This window comes from Cysteiniphilum sp. GTC20157 (assembly GCF_055396795.1).
This window is the reverse complement of record NZ_AP044698.1, coordinates 1,789,434-1,806,452: the sequence shown is the minus strand read 5'-3', so window position 1 is coordinate 1,806,452 and position 17,019 is coordinate 1,789,434. Positions and strand designations below refer to the sequence as shown.

The 17,019-nt window shown below is 40.1% G+C and carries 19 protein-coding genes; 14 read left to right on the top strand and 5 right to left on the bottom strand.

Translation table 11 applies throughout. The annotated features are described in order from the left end of the window. Positions 1–31: 31 nt before the first annotated feature. The 3 genes from ACZ5V8_RS08200 to hemL all read left to right on the top strand — a co-directional run bounded on the left by ACZ5V8_RS08200 (position 32) and on the right by hemL (position 3,590). The gene (locus ACZ5V8_RS08200; protein WP_464217401.1) at positions 32–739 is read left to right on the top strand and encodes an SDR family oxidoreductase; all 708 of its coding nucleotides are present in this window, start codon (positions 32–34) and stop codon (positions 737–739) included. Positions 740–1,309: 570 nt separating this feature from the next. Beyond that, positions 1,310–2,266 carry a glutathione synthase gene (gene gshB / locus ACZ5V8_RS08195; RefSeq protein WP_464217400.1) on the top strand — a complete coding sequence of 319 codons (957 nt, stop codon included), beginning with the start codon at positions 1,310–1,312 and terminating at the stop codon, positions 2,264–2,266. Between the two features lie 37 nt (positions 2,267–2,303). Next, positions 2,304–3,590, top strand: coding sequence for a glutamate-1-semialdehyde 2,1-aminomutase (gene hemL, locus ACZ5V8_RS08190; protein ID WP_464218728.1), 1,287 nt, complete (start codon positions 2,304–2,306; stop codon positions 3,588–3,590). A gap of 85 nt (positions 3,591–3,675) precedes the next feature. Here hemL and ACZ5V8_RS08185 read toward each other — a convergent pair whose 3' ends face one another. Beyond that, a complete protein-coding gene (locus ACZ5V8_RS08185) occupies positions 3,676–3,897 on the bottom strand; it encodes a helix-turn-helix transcriptional regulator (RefSeq protein ID WP_464217399.1) in 222 nt (73 codons plus the stop codon). A 353-nt stretch (positions 3,898–4,250) separates the two neighbouring features. Between ACZ5V8_RS08185 and lptB the strand changes: the two genes are divergently transcribed. From lptB to ald, 5 genes are all read left to right on the top strand, one after another. Further along, a complete protein-coding gene (gene lptB / locus ACZ5V8_RS08180; RefSeq protein ID WP_464217398.1) occupies positions 4,251–4,988 on the top strand; it encodes an LPS export ABC transporter ATP-binding protein in 738 nt (245 codons plus the stop codon). 42 nt (positions 4,989–5,030) lie between these two features. After that, positions 5,031–5,957, top strand: coding sequence for a 16S rRNA (cytosine(1402)-N(4))-methyltransferase RsmH (gene rsmH, locus ACZ5V8_RS08175; RefSeq protein ID WP_464217397.1), 927 nt, complete (start codon positions 5,031–5,033; stop codon positions 5,955–5,957). Position 5,958: 1 nt separating this feature from the next. Then, positions 5,959–6,285 carry a cell division protein FtsL gene (ftsL, locus tag ACZ5V8_RS08170; RefSeq protein ID WP_464217396.1) on the top strand — a complete coding sequence of 109 codons (327 nt, stop codon included), beginning with the start codon at positions 5,959–5,961 and terminating at the stop codon, positions 6,283–6,285. Then, positions 6,278–7,966: a peptidoglycan D,D-transpeptidase FtsI family protein gene (locus tag ACZ5V8_RS08165; protein WP_464217395.1), complete on the top strand. Its 1,689-nt coding sequence runs from the start codon at positions 6,278–6,280 to the stop codon at positions 7,964–7,966. Before ftsL ends, ACZ5V8_RS08165 begins: the two co-directional genes overlap by 8 nt. A gap of 163 nt (positions 7,967–8,129) precedes the next feature. Then, on the top strand, positions 8,130–9,269 hold the full coding sequence (gene ald, locus ACZ5V8_RS08160; RefSeq protein ID WP_440615651.1) for an alanine dehydrogenase: 1,140 nt from the start codon (positions 8,130–8,132) through the stop codon (positions 9,267–9,269). Here ald and ACZ5V8_RS08155 read toward each other — a convergent pair. From ACZ5V8_RS08155 to ACZ5V8_RS08140, 4 genes are read right to left on the bottom strand one after another with little or no spacing between them, the layout of a single operon-like run. Then, a complete protein-coding gene (locus tag ACZ5V8_RS08155) occupies positions 9,237–9,716 on the bottom strand; it encodes a Fur family transcriptional regulator (protein ID WP_440615652.1) in 480 nt (159 codons plus the stop codon). The two genes, ald and ACZ5V8_RS08155, sit on opposite strands and share 33 nt — an antisense overlap. Then, positions 9,713–10,495, bottom strand: a complete 783-nt coding sequence (locus tag ACZ5V8_RS08150) for a metal ABC transporter permease (protein ID WP_464218727.1) — start codon at positions 10,493–10,495, stop codon at positions 9,713–9,715. Before ACZ5V8_RS08150 ends, ACZ5V8_RS08155 begins: the two co-directional genes overlap by 4 nt. A 4-nt stretch (positions 10,496–10,499) precedes the next feature. Continuing rightward, positions 10,500–11,210, bottom strand: coding sequence for a metal ABC transporter ATP-binding protein (locus ACZ5V8_RS08145; protein ID WP_464217394.1), 711 nt, complete (start codon positions 11,208–11,210; stop codon positions 10,500–10,502). Positions 11,211–11,214: 4 nt separating this feature from the next. Continuing rightward, on the bottom strand, positions 11,215–12,225 hold the full coding sequence (locus tag ACZ5V8_RS08140) for a metal ABC transporter solute-binding protein, Zn/Mn family (RefSeq protein WP_440615654.1): 1,011 nt from the start codon (positions 12,223–12,225) through the stop codon (positions 11,215–11,217). Positions 12,226–12,531: 306 nt separating this feature from the next. Between ACZ5V8_RS08140 and rpsB the strand changes: the two genes are divergently transcribed. From rpsB to ACZ5V8_RS08110, 6 genes are read left to right on the top strand one after another with little or no spacing between them, the layout of a single operon-like run. Next, complete coding sequence (gene rpsB / locus ACZ5V8_RS08135) at positions 12,532–13,257, top strand: 30S ribosomal protein S2 (protein WP_464217393.1); 726 nt, start codon at positions 12,532–12,534, stop codon at positions 13,255–13,257. 53 nt (positions 13,258–13,310) lie between these two features. Continuing rightward, entirely contained in the window at positions 13,311–14,183 is an 873-nt protein-coding gene (gene tsf, locus ACZ5V8_RS08130) for a translation elongation factor Ts (protein WP_464217392.1), read from the top strand. Positions 14,184–14,188: 5 nt separating this feature from the next. Beyond that, a complete protein-coding gene (gene pyrH / locus ACZ5V8_RS08125; protein WP_464217391.1) occupies positions 14,189–14,905 on the top strand; it encodes a UMP kinase in 717 nt (238 codons plus the stop codon). Positions 14,906–14,917: 12 nt separating this feature from the next. Further along, the gene (gene frr, locus ACZ5V8_RS08120; protein WP_464217390.1) at positions 14,918–15,475 is read left to right on the top strand and encodes a ribosome recycling factor; all 558 of its coding nucleotides are present in this window, start codon (positions 14,918–14,920) and stop codon (positions 15,473–15,475) included. Between the two features lie 6 nt (positions 15,476–15,481). Next, on the top strand, positions 15,482–16,222 hold the full coding sequence (uppS, locus tag ACZ5V8_RS08115) for a polyprenyl diphosphate synthase (protein WP_464217389.1): 741 nt from the start codon (positions 15,482–15,484) through the stop codon (positions 16,220–16,222). Beyond that, positions 16,219–17,019 carry a phosphatidate cytidylyltransferase gene (locus ACZ5V8_RS08110; protein WP_464217388.1) on the top strand — a complete coding sequence of 267 codons (801 nt, stop codon included), beginning with the start codon at positions 16,219–16,221 and terminating at the stop codon, positions 17,017–17,019. Before uppS ends, ACZ5V8_RS08110 begins: the two co-directional genes overlap by 4 nt.

Here is a 17,019-nt window from a genome sequence, read left to right as displayed (position 1 = left end):
CTTTATTGTCTTTAGATTAAATGATAACAAGATGAAGCAAAGAAAAAAAACAATATTAGTTACTGGTGCAAATCGAGGTATTGGTTTGGAGTTTACAAAGCAATATGCTCAGGCGGGTTGTAATGTGATTGCCGCTTATCGAGGGCGTGGAGAATCTGAAGGATTGCTTGAGGCATATCATGCTAATAAAGATAATATTTTATTGGCAACTATCGATGTGTCACGCTGGCAAGACTTCAAAGAGCTCAAGAAAAAACTCGGGGGAGTGCCGATCGACATATTGATTAACAATGCTGGCGTCTATCCTGAGCAGCACGCCAAGTATGGCATTGAGGATATTCCAGTAGAAAATTTGATCGAAGCATTAAGTGTTAATACGGTTGGCGCTTATCGTTGTATTCAAAGTTTTTTACCGAATCTTCTATTAGCAGAAGAGGCAAAAGTTATCAATATGTCGAGTCAGGCAGGCTCGATTTCTGAAACAAAAACAGGTTTTGGTTATTCCTATCGAATGTCAAAAGCAGCCCTTAACATGTTGACGCGAACGTTTGCAGCAGATTATAAAGATATTGTTACAGTGAGTTTGCGCCCAGGGTGGGTAAAAACAGATATGGGCGGAGACAATGCAACCATTGAAGTTAGCGACAGTGTTGAGCGCATGATCAGCTTTATTAGCTCTTTAACTTATGAGAATTCTGGTAACTTTTATGACTTAGATGGGCGTATATGCTCATGGTAGTTTTTTAACAATTGCAACGTGCTTTATTTGAGTAGCATTCAATGAAAAGAGCGCGTCATAATCTGTTCTCTGTACGCAATAAGAACCCTTCCCTACATCCCTCCCTTCCCGTTCTTATTGCGTGCAGTTGCTAGAATCTTTATATGCATAACTTTATCCTCATTACAAACCATTATCTACAAGTTTCTTGCTTTACATTTTCGGCGTTTCTAATACGTTAAAGTTTGGAAATAGTCCCAGTTATTAATGGCACTACCTTAAGCATTAGCTCGTAAATATAGGCTTTGCAACGAAGTTAAATCAACCATCCCTGATAAAAATGGATTACCACGCATCCATGCTCGCAATGACACCCTCTGACTTGTCATCCTGAGCCAGGATGGCGTGAGGATCCAATGCGAAGCTGCCATGGATGGTTAGTGATCCTCCTAAAGGTAGTGCCATTAGTCCCAGTTTGAATTTACAAGCGCTACAGAACCAAAATCAATAAAAGTGCACAATCAATTCTATAATCAAGATTTAATGGTGTTAGAATAAGCATAAGTTTATCGTGTTAACTTAAGGAACTATATGAAAGTCGCCTTTATTATTGATCCATTACATACCTTTAACATTAAAAAAGACACCGCTTATATGATGATGTTATCTGTTGCTAAAAAAGATTGGCAACAGTATGTATTTGAATTAGAAGATATATTTGTCGAGGATGGTGTTGCTTATGGCGAGGGTTATGAGCTGACTCTCACCGCGAGTAAAGAACATAACAAATGGTATCATCTCAACCCCATGGATAAAGTGAAGCTGGGTGATTTTGATGCGATTTTTATGCGTAAAGACCCACCCTTTAATATGGAATTTGTCTACGTCACGTATATTTTGGAGATGGCTGAAAAACAGGGTGCGCTCATTATCAATAAGCCACAAACCTTAAGAGATGCCAATGAGAAGTTTTCAATTACACGTTATCCTGATTTAGCGCCAAAAACGATGGTGAGTCGTTCATTTAAACATATTAAGCGTTTTATTGATGAACATCAGGATGTAGTGGTTAAACCGCTTGATGGCATGGGCGGCGAGTCAATTTTTCGTATCCAACCCAATGATCCGAATAAAAATGTCATTCTTGAAACCATTACCAAATATGAATCACAATTTATTATGGTGCAGCAATATCAGCCAGAGATTAAAGATGGCGATAAGCGTATTTTAATTGTTGATGGTGAGCCACTGGAGTATTTGGTGGCACGTATTCCAAGTGGTGATGATAGTCGTGGTAATCTCGCGCGAGGTGCATCAACTTTGGTCAGGAAGCTCACCGCTGAAGAATATGAGATTGGCAGTATTGTTGGCAGGGATCTTAAACAAAGTGGCGTGTTATTTGCCGGCATTGATGTTATTGGTAACTGCTTGACTGAGATTAACATAACCAGCCCAACCATGACACAGCAGATTTATAGTGAAAGTGGGATAAATGCCACAGATATATTAATGGACGTTGTTGAAGATCGGGTAATGAATCGAAAATAAATAACGCCAACAAATAAGCATAAAATAATAAATAGGAATACATAAAATGACAAAATCAGAAAGCTTATTTAATCAAGCAAAGCAATATATTCCAGGTGGTGTCAACTCTCCAGTGCGCGCATTTAAAGGTGTCGGCGGCACACCTAAATTCATTGCCAAGGCAAAAGGCGCTTATGTCTATGATGTTGATGGTAATCAATATGTTGATTATGTTGGCTCATGGGGGCCGATGATTTTAGGACATGCCGATGATGATGTGATTAAAGCGGTACAGGAGCAAGCAACCCTTGGCTTAAGTTATGGGGCGCCATGTGAGCTTGAGGTGAAACTGGCGAAGAAGATTTGTGATTTGATTGATAGCATTGATATGGTGCGTTTTGTCAGCTCTGGTACTGAAGCGACGATGAGTGCCGTGCGCTTAGCACGAGGGTATACCAAGCGCGACAAGGTGATTAAATTTGCAGGATGCTATCATGGTCATGCCGATCAGTTTTTAGTGGCAGCAGGGTCTGGGGCATTAACGCTTGGCGTGCCAAATTCACCAGGTGTACCAAAAGATACAGTTAAAGACACACTAACGGCATCCTTTAATGATCTTGAGAGTGTTGCTAATTTATTTAAAACCTATCCCGAGCAAATCGCGTGTATTATTTTAGAGCCGATTGCAGGCAATATGAACTTGATTGAACCAAATAAGGAATTCTTACAAGGTTTACGTCAATTATGTGATGAGCATGGTGCTTTACTGATCTTTGATGAGGTAATGACAGGGTTTCGTGTTGGCTTAACTGGAGCACAAGGCTTATATCAAATCACCCCTGATTTAACGACTTTTGGTAAAGTGATTGGCGGGGGTATGCCTGTGGGTGCCTTTGGTGGCAAGAAAGAGATTATGGAGCTTATTGCACCTGTAGGGGGCGTTTATCAGGCAGGTACGTTATCAGGTAATCCAGTGGCAATGATCGCGGGGTTAGTGACCTTAGATAAGATCTCGCAAGATGGTTTCCATGAGGCATTAACCACTAAAACACAAAAGCTTGTTGATGGGCTAAATCAAGTTGCTCAATCACAAAATTTCCCCTTTTTGGCAAAAGCTTTGGGTAGTATGTTTGGGGTGTTTTTCACTGACGCACAAAATATTCTAAGCTTTGATGATGTTAAAGCTTGCGATTTAGCGCGCTTTAATCGCTTTTTCCATTTTATGCTTGAGCGTGGTATCTATTTCGCACCATCTGCATTTGAAGCAGGCTTCATGTCGATTGCACATAGTGATCAAGATATTGAGAAAACCATATCATTGTTTGCAGCGTATGACGGCAAATAGTTGAAGCTTAATTTCCCGTCACTTAAAGAGATTATCCCAATGTAATTATTATTGAAATAAACAGTTAAGGTTTCAACAGCCATCATCACATCCACTCACAGTAAAGATCTAGTGCAATGCCAAGGGATCCAAGCAGATGGATAACCTTTCCAATTTCTGCAGTTGCTTTACCATTTTCGATATCGCTAATAAATCGTATGCCAACTCCACTAACACCTGAAAGATCCGATTGAGTAAAATTTTGTGTTTTCCGTGCTTTGCGAATGATATCGCCAATATCCTGAGTATTTGTTATATTAACTCTCATTTACCAAATGCCTTTTATTCCCGATCAGGCATAATTTTAGGCAAGTTTAATATGTATTGTCAATATTTTCCCTGACGGGAATATTTTGTGGATGGGATGATTGTGATCATGTCAAAACTCACGTTTACAGAATCAAAGTGGGCTGGAATATGGTCATAGCCATAAAAACTAATAATTAGCAATATGATAAGCGTACGTTCGATTTAAATGAAACAAACCACTTTGACATTGGCAAAAACACTTGAATATACAGGTTTATATGATTAGGATGTCTAGCAGATTGTGAGCTTAATAAAGTAACTTCTACTTTTAGTCTGCCACATAACATCATAAGCTTTAGTTAAGAAATTAATATGACAGAACAAAAACATAAATTGGTGGCGACACATCTTGGTAAAGCATATCGCTCGCGTTGGGTTGTTGCTGATGTTTCTATGGAAGTCAATACCGGTGAAATTGTTGGACTTTTGGGACCAAATGGCGCGGGTAAAACAACGTCATTCTATATGATTGTAGGATTGGTGCGACCAAATCGCGGTACGGTTTTGTTGGATGGCCAGGATATAACGAAGCTGCCGATTCACTGGCGTGCACGTCAAGGTATAGGTTATTTGCCGCAAGAAGCTTCAGTCTTTAGGAAGTTGAGTGTGGAGAAAAATATCATGGCGATCTTGGAGACAAGACCTGAGCTTTCCAAAGAACAGCGCCAAGATGAACTTGAATCGCTATTAGATGAGTTTAGTATTCAGCATATTCGCAATAGTCTGGGGATGAGTCTGTCCGGCGGTGAGCGTCGTCGCGTTGAGATTGCGCGTGCTTTGGCAATGTCACCACGCTTTATCTTGTTGGATGAGCCTTTTGCCGGTGTTGATCCGATTTCAGTGATTGATATTAAGAAGATTATAACGCACCTAAGAAACCGAGGCATTGGTGTATTAATTACCGATCACAATGTACGTGAAACACTGGATATCTGTGAGCGAGCTTATATTGTGAATGCCGGTAAGATGATTGCTTCAGGCAAACCGCGTGAGATTTTAAGTAACGAGCAGGTGCGCAAAGTTTATCTTGGCGAGCAATTTAGAATGTAACTCATATAAGTCATATAAGTTTATGTAAATGGAAACAAATCAATGCACTATTCCGTATTACTTAATGAATCGATTGCCGCACTCGCACTTAAGCCGGATGGTATTTATGTTGATGGCACATTTGGTCGCGGTGGACATTCACGTCAAATTTTAGCAGGTTTGACAACCGGTAAATTAATTGCATTTGATCGTGATCTTGAGGCAATAGAGTATGCCAAAGTGCATTTTGAAAATGATATTGAGAGTGGCAAACTGATCCTTGTGCATGCCCCATTTTCAACAATGGCTAATGCGTTAGCTCGGTTTGGATTTGCAGGCAAAGTTGACGGTGTGTTATTAGACTTAGGCGTGTCATCACCGCAGCTGGATGTGGCTGATCGTGGCTTTAGCTTTATGAAAGATGGTCCGCTAGATATGCGTATGGATCAAACTAAAGGACTTTCTGCAGAAGATGTTCTGATAAGTTATGATGCTGAAGAATTAGCGCGTATTTTTCGTGAGTATGGCGAGGAAAAGCATGCTTGGCGCATTGCTCAAGCAATAAAATCTTCACTTGAGAAAGGAGAGGTTCTTGATCGCACTTTAAAGCTTGCATCATTGATTGAAAAAACGATTGGCAAAAAGGAAAAAAAACATCCCGCCACGCGCTGTTTTCAAGCGCTTAGAATCTGTGTTAATGCCGAACTTGATGAAGTGACTACGACACTCAACTCTGCTTTTGAAACACTTAAACCGTCTGGGCATTTGGCAGTCATTAGCTTCCATTCATTAGAAGATAGAATCGTTAAGCAGTTTATGACCAAACTGATCAAAGGTGAGGATAACAAATTGCCACGTGGTATGCCAGTCTTGGAAGAGTTTGTACCTAAAGCAAAATGGTGTGTCAAGCAAGGTAAAGCATCTACCAAGGAGCTGGAAGAAAACGTGCGCTCACGTAGTGCGATATTGCGTGCTGTTGAGAGGCTATGATATGACACGCTCTGAAGTACGCAAGAAACTATTTACATCTTTTGTCAAAAGTACCTTTAATGCACGCGTGCTTATTGCTTTTTTGTTATGTGTTTCCCTTATTATCTCGGCATTTATGGTGGTAATCGTGAAATATCATTATAAAGTGGCATTGGATAAAGAGCAGAAACTAATCTATCAGCAAGAAGATTTGCGTGATCAATGGACACAGATTTTGATTGAGCATAGTACCTTGGCGTCGCCCTCACATGTTGAGGAGATCGCTAAGAAAAATGATATGCGTCTGCCAAGTGTGAAAGAAACAAAAGTGATTCAAAGTAATGCGTAAGATCAAACTAAGTTGGCGATATTATTTTATTATATTAGTCATTGCTTGTGTGCTAGGTTTATTGATTTATAAGCTTGCTCATATGCAAACAGTAGAATATAGCAAGCTTAAAAAAGAAGGGGATAATCGCTCGGAGCGTAGCTTAACGACAACGGCCTATCGCGGTATGATCAGTGATCGCAATGGTAAACCACTAGCGATTAGTACACCTGTGGATTCGATCTGGGTCAATCCGTATTACATTGCAAGTGATGATCCGCGTTTGCGTAAAATTCTTAATATGCTCGAATTGGATAAAACACAACAACAAGCAATTATTTCGCGTATCAAAGCGCGCGAAGGGCGCCATGGTTTTGTTTATCTCAAACGTCAGGCATCACCATTTATCGCACAACAAATCAAAAGCCTAGATGTTAAGGGGGTAAACATTGAACGTGAGTTTAAACGTTTTTATCCTGACGCTGAAGTCATGGCGCATGTTGTAGGTTTTACCAATATCGATGATCAAGGGCAAGAAGGCATTGAGCTGGAATACAATAAATATCTCACAGGTAAGGATGGCACTCGTTCAATTCATAAGGATTTAAAAGGTGGTGTGGCACGTAAAAATGATGATGATAAAGAAGTCAAACATGGCCATGATATTAGTTTAAGTATTGATCGCAAGCTGCAATATATTGCTTATAAGTATATTAAAGAGGGTGTAATTAACAATCATGCGGAAGCTGGATCTGCTGTAGTAATGGATGTTAAAACAGGTGAAGTCCTAGCAATGGTTAATTACCCCTCGTACAACCCTAATAATATGCACGATGCGACACCTGAGAAGCGTCGCAATCGTGTGTTGACAGATGTCTATGAACCTGGTTCTGTGATGAAACCGTTTGCGGCTATTGCAGGGATGGAATCAGGGCAATATGATGTTGACACAATTGTTGACACATCGCCAGGGTATTACAAACTCAATGGGCGTACGGTCAGAGATTTTCGTAATTACGGTGAGATGGATTTGCGGCATATTTTAATGAAATCATCAAACGTCGGTATTTCGCGTATTATCTTATCGATTGATGCCAATGCCTTGGGTGATACATTGCGCAAATTTGGCTTTGGACGAGTCACTGAAATAGGGTTTCCTGGAGAGCGCTCAGGCTATGTGCCCAGTCCACGTAAGTGGGGAGACTTTCCCTTGGCAACTTTGTCATTTGGCTATGGTATGAATGCAACAGCCTTACAGATTGCGACAGCTTATAGTGCCGTTGCTAATGGTGGAAAATTAATCCCACCAACTTTATTAAAGCGCAATAAAAAAGAAGACATTAAAGCTTATCAGATTATTAATAGTGACATTGCGGAAAAAGTGGTTGATATGTTAACTTCCGTGGTTGAAGGACTGGGAGGAACGGCCTCTAAAGCGCGTGTGCCACGCTATCATGTTGCCGGTAAAACTGGAACAGTACGTAAAGCAATTGCAGGTGGCTACGCATCCGATAGTTATATGGCAACCTTTGTCGGTATTGCGCCCTCATCGAATCCAGAAATTGTTACTGTGGTGGTGATTGATGATCCGAAAGGGGAAGCGTATGGTGGGGGATCGGCAGCAGCGCCGATTTTTGCGCAAATTACTGAGCATGTGTTAAGAGTGATGGGCGTTCCTACTGATAAGCTTAAAAAAAGCTGATACTGAGCCCTTTGTAAAATTCATTCAAGACTGCTAATTAATGTTTGGTTTTTGTTGTTTTGCTTGTTATATTTCGCGTGAATTATTTTTGTATGCGGCAAGATGCAGCTAGAAAAACTAAGAGTGAGATAAACTAAAAAAGTAATTGCGGAGGAAATAGTCAATGATCGTGGGAATCCCTAAAGAGATTAAAAATCATGAATACCGTGTTGGTCTAACACCAGGTAATGTAGCCGAGTTTGTTTATCATGGTCATACAGTGCTTGTTGAACATAACGCAGGGGATGCGATTGGTTTTACCAATGAAGATTATATACAAGCAGGTGCTAAAATTATGCAAACACCAGCAGAGATTTTTTCTACAGCGGATATGATTATTAAAGTCAAAGAGCCACAACCTAATGAGTGCAAGATGTTGCGTCAAGGCCAATTGTTATTTACTTATTTGCATCTAGCGCCTGATCCATTGCAAACACAGCTACTTTTAGAGTCTAAATGTACAGCAATTGCTTATGAGATGGTAACCGATAGAAATGGGCGTTTGCCATTGTTAACACCTATGAGTGAAGTAGCAGGCCGTCTATCGGTGCAAGCCGGAGCGCACTGTCTTGAGAAAGCCCAAGGTGGCAGTGGTGTGTTGCTAGGTGGTGTGCCAGGTGTCAAGTCAGCAAAAGTCGTTGTTATTGGTGGCGGTGTGGTTGGTTTAAATGCGATTCGTATGGCGATTGGCATGGAAGCACATGTGACTGTGCTTGATAAGTCTTTAGATCGTTTGCGTGAATTAGATGATTATTTTGGACCTAAATTAAATTGTATTTATGCAACCAAAGATAATTTGCAAAAATATGTACAAGAAGCTGATTTGGTGATCGGTGCGGTGCTCGTGCCAGGTGCTGCAGCACCTAAGCTTGTGACTAAAGAGATGATTAAGTCGATGAAAAAAGGCTCTGTTGTTGTTGATGTTGCCATAGATCAAGGCGGCTGTTTTGAGACTTCAAAACCAACTACACACCAAGACCCTACTTATGTGGTTGACAATGTTGTGCATTATTGTGTGGCTAATATGCCAGGTGCCGTTGCCAGAACCTCGACTGTGGCATTAAATAATGCTACCTTAACCTTTGCTTTGGAATTGGCAAATAAAGGTTATCAAAAAGCGATTCATGATAATATCCACCTTGAACATGGCTTAAGTGTTCATAATGGCATGTTAACCTCACTGCCGGTTGCTGATGCGCTTAACATTGCTTATGTTGCGCCAAAAGAAGCCTTAGCTATGGGCGCTCAAACAACTACGGCATAGCCCTGTTATTTCAATGGTGTGAGCAGTGATTTGAAAGCTGTTTTTTTGCGCCAACTCTTCCAATGTTTGATCAAACGCTTCATGATGTAGCTCGGTTTTTTGACCGCACACAGTGCAAATAAAAAGCTGACACATTTTTTGCTCAGGATGGCAGCATAAACTGTAGCGATTACTGGTGTGCAACTTATGAATGAGTGCAGATTGTTGTAGGAAGTCCAAGACGCGATAAATCGACATAATATTATAGCGTTTAGTTGCTTTATTTTCTGTCGTCGTTTTCTCAACTGTCTGTGCTTTGTTTATTAGATCAAGCAGCTCATAGGCACTAATCGGTGATGACTGATCAATAAAAATAGTAAGCACTTCTTTGCGCAAGCGTGTAAGCTTAATGTTGTGTTTTAGACAAAAGTCTTCGATTTTAGCTAAAGAATTTTTGGTTGAGCTCATGATTGTCCCATTATTAACTGTTTGATAAGACCAATGGCATAAACTGCGCAAATAATCATGGTAATACAGAAACTTGCGGGTAAGTTGGCATAAAACGCAAGACAAAGCGCACCCCAAACACTGCCCAGAGATATTATAATGCTAAGTAGCATGCCCTGATAAAAACCATCACTCCATTGAAATGCGCAAGCAGCAGGCCCGATGAGTAATGCAAATACCAATAGTACACCAACAATTTGGCATGCCATGGTTACGGTCAATGCTAAGATGATAAAAAAGATCACAGATAGAAGCTTGTTGGGAATGTTCTTCGCACGTGCAAGTAGTGGATCAATTGAGGTGAAGAAAAGGGCTCTTGAGATAAATAGTAATATGGCAATAATAATAAGCGCCATAATGATAAGCGTGATGATTTGCTCCATTGATACCGTTAAGATATTGCCAAATAAGATCGACATAATCGAGCCTGAGTAACCGGTTTGGTAAAGATATAGAAAGTAAGCGCCAAGCCCCAAGAAAAAGGTTAATACAATACCAACTGCTAGGTCATTTTTTTTGATTTTATCACCCATAGCACCCATGATGCTTGCGGCAATAATGTTAGAAATGAGTTGCCCGTTCATTGCTGAGATACCGATTAATACGGCACCTGCGGCCCCTGTGAGACTGATGTGTCCCAAACCATGTGCGGCAAAGGCGGCTTTGCGTAGCACAACAAAAAAGCTCACGATTCCGCAGATGATGGCAATTAAGGTGCCAGCGATAAAAGCGTTTTGCATAAAACTATAAGATAACACTGCGATCCTCCTTTAAACATGGCAATTTTTGGCAAAGATGCACATATTGGTTTTTGAAGTGAATAAAGTTATCAAGCTCATGCGCAATTTCATGCATATCATGTGAGATGATCAAAAGTGTTATATTTTGCTTGGCATGAATGATTTTAAGTGCTTGGATAAAGTCTTGTTTGGCTTGAGGGTCAAGATCCGATAAAGGCTCATCAAGTAACAATAATTTAGGATTGTTAATTAACGCTTGTGCAAGATAAATGCGTTTTTTCTGCCCACCTGAAAGGGTTTCAAAGGGCTTCTTCGCATAATTTAAAGCACCAACAAGCTCTAAAATATCATGTGCTTTTTGCTCAACACCTTTGCCAAAAGCAGGTAATCCAATTTTGTTAGCATTAAAACTAGACTTGATCAACGTTAAAGCTGAGATATTTGGGTTAAGGTTAAGCTCGCGTTCTTGCGGGATATAACTGATCAATTGATTATTTTTGCCTATTGCCTGAGAAAAAAGGGTTAGATTGCCGGAAATGGGTGGTTCAAAGCCTAGAATAGTTTTAAGAAAAGTGGACTTGCCGGTGCCATTTTCACCAACGATACCTAACCATTGATTTTGATAAATCGTTAGATCGAAAGGTTTGCATAAAGGAGCTTGAGCTGAGTGACCAATGACAAGATCGTTGCATTGGATGGTGGTTGTATCATGCATATTATTAATGAAGGTTTGTCAAAGGGTTGTCTTCTTTGTCTGCCCCTTTGGCGCTTGCCTTTGTTGTATCGCTACTTGTTTGATGAGGCACTGCTTTCACAGCAGATGTTTTGCTGCTGTTATGTTTAGTGGCGGCTGCTTGTTCCAATGCTTTTTGCGTGTCACTAAGATTGGCTTTAAGCCAAGTGATTACATTATCATTTTGCGGCATGGTTTCGCTGACGCCAACATAAGGGATGTTATTGTCTTTGGCAAGCTTTAGCATGTTTTCAGTGACATTGTCATGTACTTGCTGGTTATAAAAAAGTACTTTGACGGTGCGCTTTGTGAATAAGCTTTGATAGTCAGCGAGCATCTTTGGTGAAGCTTCAGCATCATTCATTACCGTCCATTGGAATTTTTGCCCGAGCACTGTAAGCCCTAATGCATCAGCCATGTAGCCAAAGACCGGCTCTGTGGCAGTTACCTTGGTGCCGGCAAAGCGTGCTTTGATATCATTGATTTGACTGTAAACGGTTTGATAACGTTTATCAAAAGTTTGATAGTTTAAATCAAAAGTCTTTTTATGTTCAGGTTCAATTTGGCTAAATATTTCGGTCAGCTTTTTAGCCAGTCTCGGGAAAGTATCTGGGTTGTACCACAGATGTGGATTGTCACCACTTTTAGCATTCATTAAAGTTGCCACATCAATGATAGCGACTTTATTGTTACTGGATTGCGCGTTTAATAACTGCTTCATCCATGGATCATAATCCGCACCGTTATAAATAATAACTTGCGCATCATTGATAGCCACGGCAGTATTGGCTGAGGTAGTAAATAAATGCGGATCAGCATCAGGGTTATTGATGATGCTATTGGTCTTTACATAATCACCACCAATTAAGCTTGCGACATTAGCATAAAAGTTTTCAGCAGCCACGACTTTGATATCAGCATATGAACTGCTGATGAGTGCGAGAAAGCCTGTAGCGGTTAATATGATTCGTTTGCTATTTCTATAGAAGGTAGACATAAAATAGTTCCTTAAGATGATAAATCTTTCAGTGTTAACGTTATCCTGCGAAACGTTATAATATATCATTTTTTATTTTTCGCAATGCTTAAAGGTTTTATCTAGCAGATATTGTTCATTTATGCTAGAATCCGCCTCGCATTTTGTCAGTAATATCTGTTTGCAATCACGTTTGCTGTCAGGCTTGGCTTAATGTTTATGTAAAACAACAAGAAACCACACGTTGCTCGACACGCTTTTAGGGTGCCTTTTGAAAGGGTTTAAAAGTGGGAGTAATGGCGGAATAACCCATAATTGGAGAAAAATATGTCTTTAATGAAAGAAATGTTACAAGCTGGTGTTCATTACGGTCACCAAAAGAGATTCTGGAATCCAAAAATGAGCGAGTTCATTTTTGGTATTAATCACGGTATTCATATTATTAACCTAGAAAAGACAGTGCCTTTATTTCAGGATGCTGTTAATTTCGTTGGTAAAGCAGCTTCTAAAAACGGCAAGATTTTATTCGTTGGTACTAAGCGTCAAGCACAAGAAGTAATTTCTGAAGAAGCATCACGTTGTGGTATGCCATATGTTAATCACCGTTGGTTAGGTGGTATGTTGACGAACTATAAAACAATTCGTCAATCCATTAAGCGTTTACGTGATCTTGAAAAAATGCAAGAAGACGGTACGTTTGAGCGTATGACAAAGAAAGAAGCATTACAAAATTCACGTGAAATCGAGAAGCTAGAAAAAGCACTAGGTGGCATCAAAGATATGGGTGGTTTGCCAGATGTTTTAGTGATTATCGATAGTAAAGAAGAGCATATTGCGATTGAAGAAGCTAAGCGCTTAGGTATTCCTGTTGTTGCTGTTGTTGATAGTAATTCAAGTCCTGATGATGTTAATTATGTTATCCCGGGTAATGATGATGCGGTTAAAGCAATTCGTTTTTACTTAAGCAAATTTGCTGATGCGATTATTGATGCAAAACAAGCATCACATATTGCAGAAGAAAAAACAGCAGATGTTTCTGAAGAAGAAGCTTAATTATCAAGTTTATCATTTATAGTTAAAAGTATTAACAATAAGGAATCTAATCAATGGCTACTATTAGCGCACAATTAGTAAAAGAGCTTCGTGAACGCACTGGTGCGGGCATGATGGAGTGCAAAAAAGCATTGACACAAACTGATGGTGATATCGAAAAAGCAGTTGAAGAAATGCGTAAATCAGGTGCAGCAAAAGCAGATAAGAAAGCATCTCGTGTTGCAGCTGAAGGTGTTATCGTAATGGCGCAATCTGCAAACAAAGCGGTAATCGTTGAGATCAATTCAGAGACTGACTTCGTTGCACGTGATGAAAACTTCAAAAAGTTTGCTGATGCAGTCGTTACTGCAGTTGCTAATTCAAATGCGAAAACACTCGAAGAAGTACTTGCTTTAACTTTGGCATGTGGCGCGAGTGTTGAAGAAGCGCGTAAGAACTTGATCGCTAAAATCGGTGAAAACATCAATGTGCGTCGTATTGATGCACTTGAGGGTGAGACGGTTGGCATTTACAGCCATGGTGGTCGTATTGGTGTGATCGTTGCCATGAATGGTGGTAATGAAGAATTAGCAAAAGATGTTGCCATGCACATCGCGGCATCAAATCCAATCGTTGTATCACAAGATCAAGTGCCAGAAGATATCGTTGCGAAAGAGAAAGAGATCTTTATCGCTCAAGCACGTGAAAGTGGTAAGCCTGATGAGATTATCGAGAAGATGATCACAGGGCGTATTCGTAAGTTCTTGGATGAGCAAAGCTTAGTTGGTCAGCCGTTTGTTAAAAACCCTGATCAAAAAGTTTCAGATCTATTGAAGGCAAACAATGCAACAGTAACTGGTTTTATTCGTTTTGGTGTTGGTGAAGGCATCGAAAAAGAAGAGACTGACTTCGCAGCTGAAGTGATGAGCCAAGTTCAAGGAGCATAATTGATATGTCACACCTGACACTTAAGCGTGTTTTAATCAAATTAAGCGGAGAGTCGCTATCAACGGATGGTTTCGGTATCCAAGTGTCAGCGGTTCAAAGTATTATAAATGATATAAAAGAAGCATTAAGTTCAGGTGTGCAGTTGGCGATAGTCATCGGCGGAGGCAATATCCTAAGAGGTGGGCGTGCTGATTTTCAAAACCAAATTGAAAGAAGTACCGCTGATACCATGGGGATGCTTGCGACGATGATTAATGCATTGGCGTTATCAGATATATTAACTCACGCAGGCATTAACAATGCAGTGTTATCCTCACGTGGCATCGATGGTGTGCTAGAATGCACCAATCCAAAACGTGCAAAACTTTATTTAAATGAAGGTAAAGTGGTTATTTTTGCAGGAGGTACGGGCAACCCCTTTGTGACAACCGATACCACAGCGACGCTTCGCGCCATTGAAATTGATGCAGACGCCATCTTAAAAGTGACAACTGTTGATGGCGTTTATGATAAAGATCCAAATAAGCATGAAGATGCAGTTAAGTTTGAAAGCTTGAGTTTTAATGAGACGCTCAAACGTGAATTGGCAGTAATGGATTTGGGATCATTTGTACAGGCTCGTGATTTTAATGTCCCTATTTGTGTATTTAATGTAAATAATTCAGGTGCGCTATTGCGTGTGCTTCAAGGTAAAAACGAAGGCACTTGGGTTAGAGACTAGGAGAAATTCATTATGATGAAAGAGATTTTAGCGGATGCTAAAGACCGTATGGAAAAAAGTTTAGAGAGTTTACGTCATGACTTGGCAAAAATCAGAACAGGGCGTGCTCATCCTGACTTGTTGGCACATGTGACGATTGATTACTATGGTATTGACACACCGATTGCACAGGCGGCTAATATTACGGTTTTGGATGCGCGCACGCTGGGTATTACGCCATGGGAAAAGGGCTTAGCTTCTAAAATCGAAAAAGCCATTTTGATGTCTGATTTAGGGCTAAATCCTGCGAATATGGGTGATAGCCTACGTATTCCAATGCCAGCATTAAATGAAGAGCGTCGCAAAGAGATGGTTAAATTAGTGCGTGGTGAAGCGGAAAAAGGGCGTGTAGCGATTCGCAATATTCGTCGTGATGCAAACTCTGATATCAAAGATTTATTAAAAGAGAAAGAAATCTCTGAAGATGAAGCAAAAAAAGGCGAAGAAAATATTCAAAAATTGACCAATGACATGATCGCAAAGGCAGATGTTATCGTTCAAGAAAAAGAACAAGATTTAATGGAAATCTAGTGCTATATGCCAAATGATAACATGCCCAAGCATGTTGCGATTATCATGGATGGTAATGGACGTTGGGCGAGAAAACGACTTTTCCCACGTACAGCAGGACACAAAGCGGCAGTCAAAAGCGTGCGTGCTGCGATTGAATTTGCTGTTGAGAAAAGTATTCAAATACTAACACTTTTTGCTTTTGGACGTGAGAACTGGTTTCGTCCGCAAGAGGAAGTTGACACGCTCATGACGCTATTTTCAGAAGTGTTGGTTAATGAAATAGCAATGATGCAAGACAATAATGTGCGATTACATGTTGTTGGTGATCGTAGCCGCCTATCTAATGAGGTTGTTAACAATATCAGCAGTGCTGAAAAAGAAACAGCACATTGCACAGGACTGCAATTGAATGTTGCGATTGATTATAGCGGTCAATGGGAAGTGTTAACTGCTGCCAAAAAGCTATTACAACAACTGCAAAGTGGCGTGTTGAAAGCGGATAAAATTGATCAAATTAACGAAGAGGATTTCAGCGAATTTTTGATTAAAGAAATTCAAACGCCTGTTGATTTATTGATTCGTACCAGTGGTGAACAACGGATTAGCAATTTTATGATTTGGCAGTTGTCATATGCTGAGTTATACTTTTGCGACAAGTATTGGCCTGATTTCTCTAAAAAAGATTTCAAACTGGCGCTAGATGAATATCAAAAGCGTACAAGACGCTTTGGCAAAACGGATGAGCAAATGAAGGGGAAAGTGTGAAGGAAAGAATCATTACTGGCGTTATTTTAGGTCTTATCGTACTATGGGCGATTTTTCGCTTAAGTGATACGATTTTCGATACGGCAGTGGCAATTATTTTATTATTTGGCGCATGGGAGTGGGCTGCTTTTGCTAATGCAAAAACATTGCCTAAACGTATTCTCTATTTGGTCGTGACGCTTGTTTTAATTTATCTATCGCAATATGTTAAGTTACCTGTATTAATATTATCGTGTCTTTTCTGGGTTTTTGCGCTTTATTTAATTCTACGTTATCCAAAGATTAAGTTTAATGCGTTATCTAATGGATTACGCTATCTGATAGGCTTTTTTGTGATTGTGCCGCTGTGGGTATCCATCTCGTTACTGCATCAACAAAAACCATCATTTTTACTGTTGATGATGTTGGTGGTAACACTTGCTGATAGTGGTGCCTATTTTGTTGGGCGTCAGTATGGCAAGAAAAAATTAGCTCCCATAATTAGTCCCAAGAAAACGATAGAAGGTTTAGTGGGAGGTGTGATATTTGGTGGGCTTGCAGGTGTTGTTTGTGCGCTCATTATAAGTCACAGTCGCTATGAGCAAACCGTTTTAATTATCCTATCTTTTGTTATTGTGTTAATTGCCTTACTTGGCGATTTGTTTGAAAGTATGATCAAACGCGAATGCGGTGTCAAAGATAGTGGCAAGATCTTGCCAGGGCATGGCGGTATTTTAGATCGCATGGATAGTTTGTTTTCAAGCTTACCGGTGTTTGTTTTAGTTCTATTAGCTTTTGGATTGCTATCTTTGCATTAA

Excerpts from the sequence above, each read along its gene's own strand:
- ACZ5V8_RS08145 (WP_464217394.1), bottom strand. The coding sequence starts at position 11,210 with ATGCATGATACAACCACCATCCAATGCAACGATCTTGTCATTGGTCAC.
- rsmH (WP_464217397.1), top strand. The coding sequence starts at position 5,031 with ATGCACTATTCCGTATTACTTAATGAATCGATTGCCGCACTCGCACTT.
- ACZ5V8_RS08165 (WP_464217395.1), top strand. The coding sequence starts at position 6,278 with ATGCGTAAGATCAAACTAAGTTGGCGATATTATTTTATTATATTAGTC.
- gshB (WP_464217400.1), top strand. The coding sequence starts at position 1,310 with ATGAAAGTCGCCTTTATTATTGATCCATTACATACCTTTAACATTAAA.
- ACZ5V8_RS08185 (WP_464217399.1), bottom strand. The coding sequence starts at position 3,897 with ATGAGAGTTAATATAACAAATACTCAGGATATTGGCGATATCATTCGC.
- lptB (WP_464217398.1), top strand. The coding sequence starts at position 4,251 with ATGACAGAACAAAAACATAAATTGGTGGCGACACATCTTGGTAAAGCA.
- ACZ5V8_RS08140 (WP_440615654.1), bottom strand. The coding sequence starts at position 12,225 with ATGTCTACCTTCTATAGAAATAGCAAACGAATCATATTAACCGCTACA.
- tsf (WP_464217392.1), top strand. The coding sequence starts at position 13,311 with ATGGCTACTATTAGCGCACAATTAGTAAAAGAGCTTCGTGAACGCACT.
- ald (WP_440615651.1), top strand. The coding sequence starts at position 8,130 with ATGATCGTGGGAATCCCTAAAGAGATTAAAAATCATGAATACCGTGTT.
- rpsB (WP_464217393.1), top strand. The coding sequence starts at position 12,532 with ATGTCTTTAATGAAAGAAATGTTACAAGCTGGTGTTCATTACGGTCAC.
- ACZ5V8_RS08150 (WP_464218727.1), bottom strand. The coding sequence starts at position 10,495 with ATGCAAAACGCTTTTATCGCTGGCACCTTAATTGCCATCATCTGCGGA.
- pyrH (WP_464217391.1), top strand. The coding sequence starts at position 14,189 with ATGTCACACCTGACACTTAAGCGTGTTTTAATCAAATTAAGCGGAGAG.
- ftsL (WP_464217396.1), top strand. The coding sequence starts at position 5,959 with ATGACACGCTCTGAAGTACGCAAGAAACTATTTACATCTTTTGTCAAA.
- frr (WP_464217390.1), top strand. The coding sequence starts at position 14,918 with ATGATGAAAGAGATTTTAGCGGATGCTAAAGACCGTATGGAAAAAAGT.
- ACZ5V8_RS08155 (WP_440615652.1), bottom strand. The coding sequence starts at position 9,716 with ATGAGCTCAACCAAAAATTCTTTAGCTAAAATCGAAGACTTTTGTCTA.
- ACZ5V8_RS08200 (WP_464217401.1), top strand. The coding sequence starts at position 32 with ATGAAGCAAAGAAAAAAAACAATATTAGTTACTGGTGCAAATCGAGGT.
- uppS (WP_464217389.1), top strand. The coding sequence starts at position 15,482 with ATGCCAAATGATAACATGCCCAAGCATGTTGCGATTATCATGGATGGT.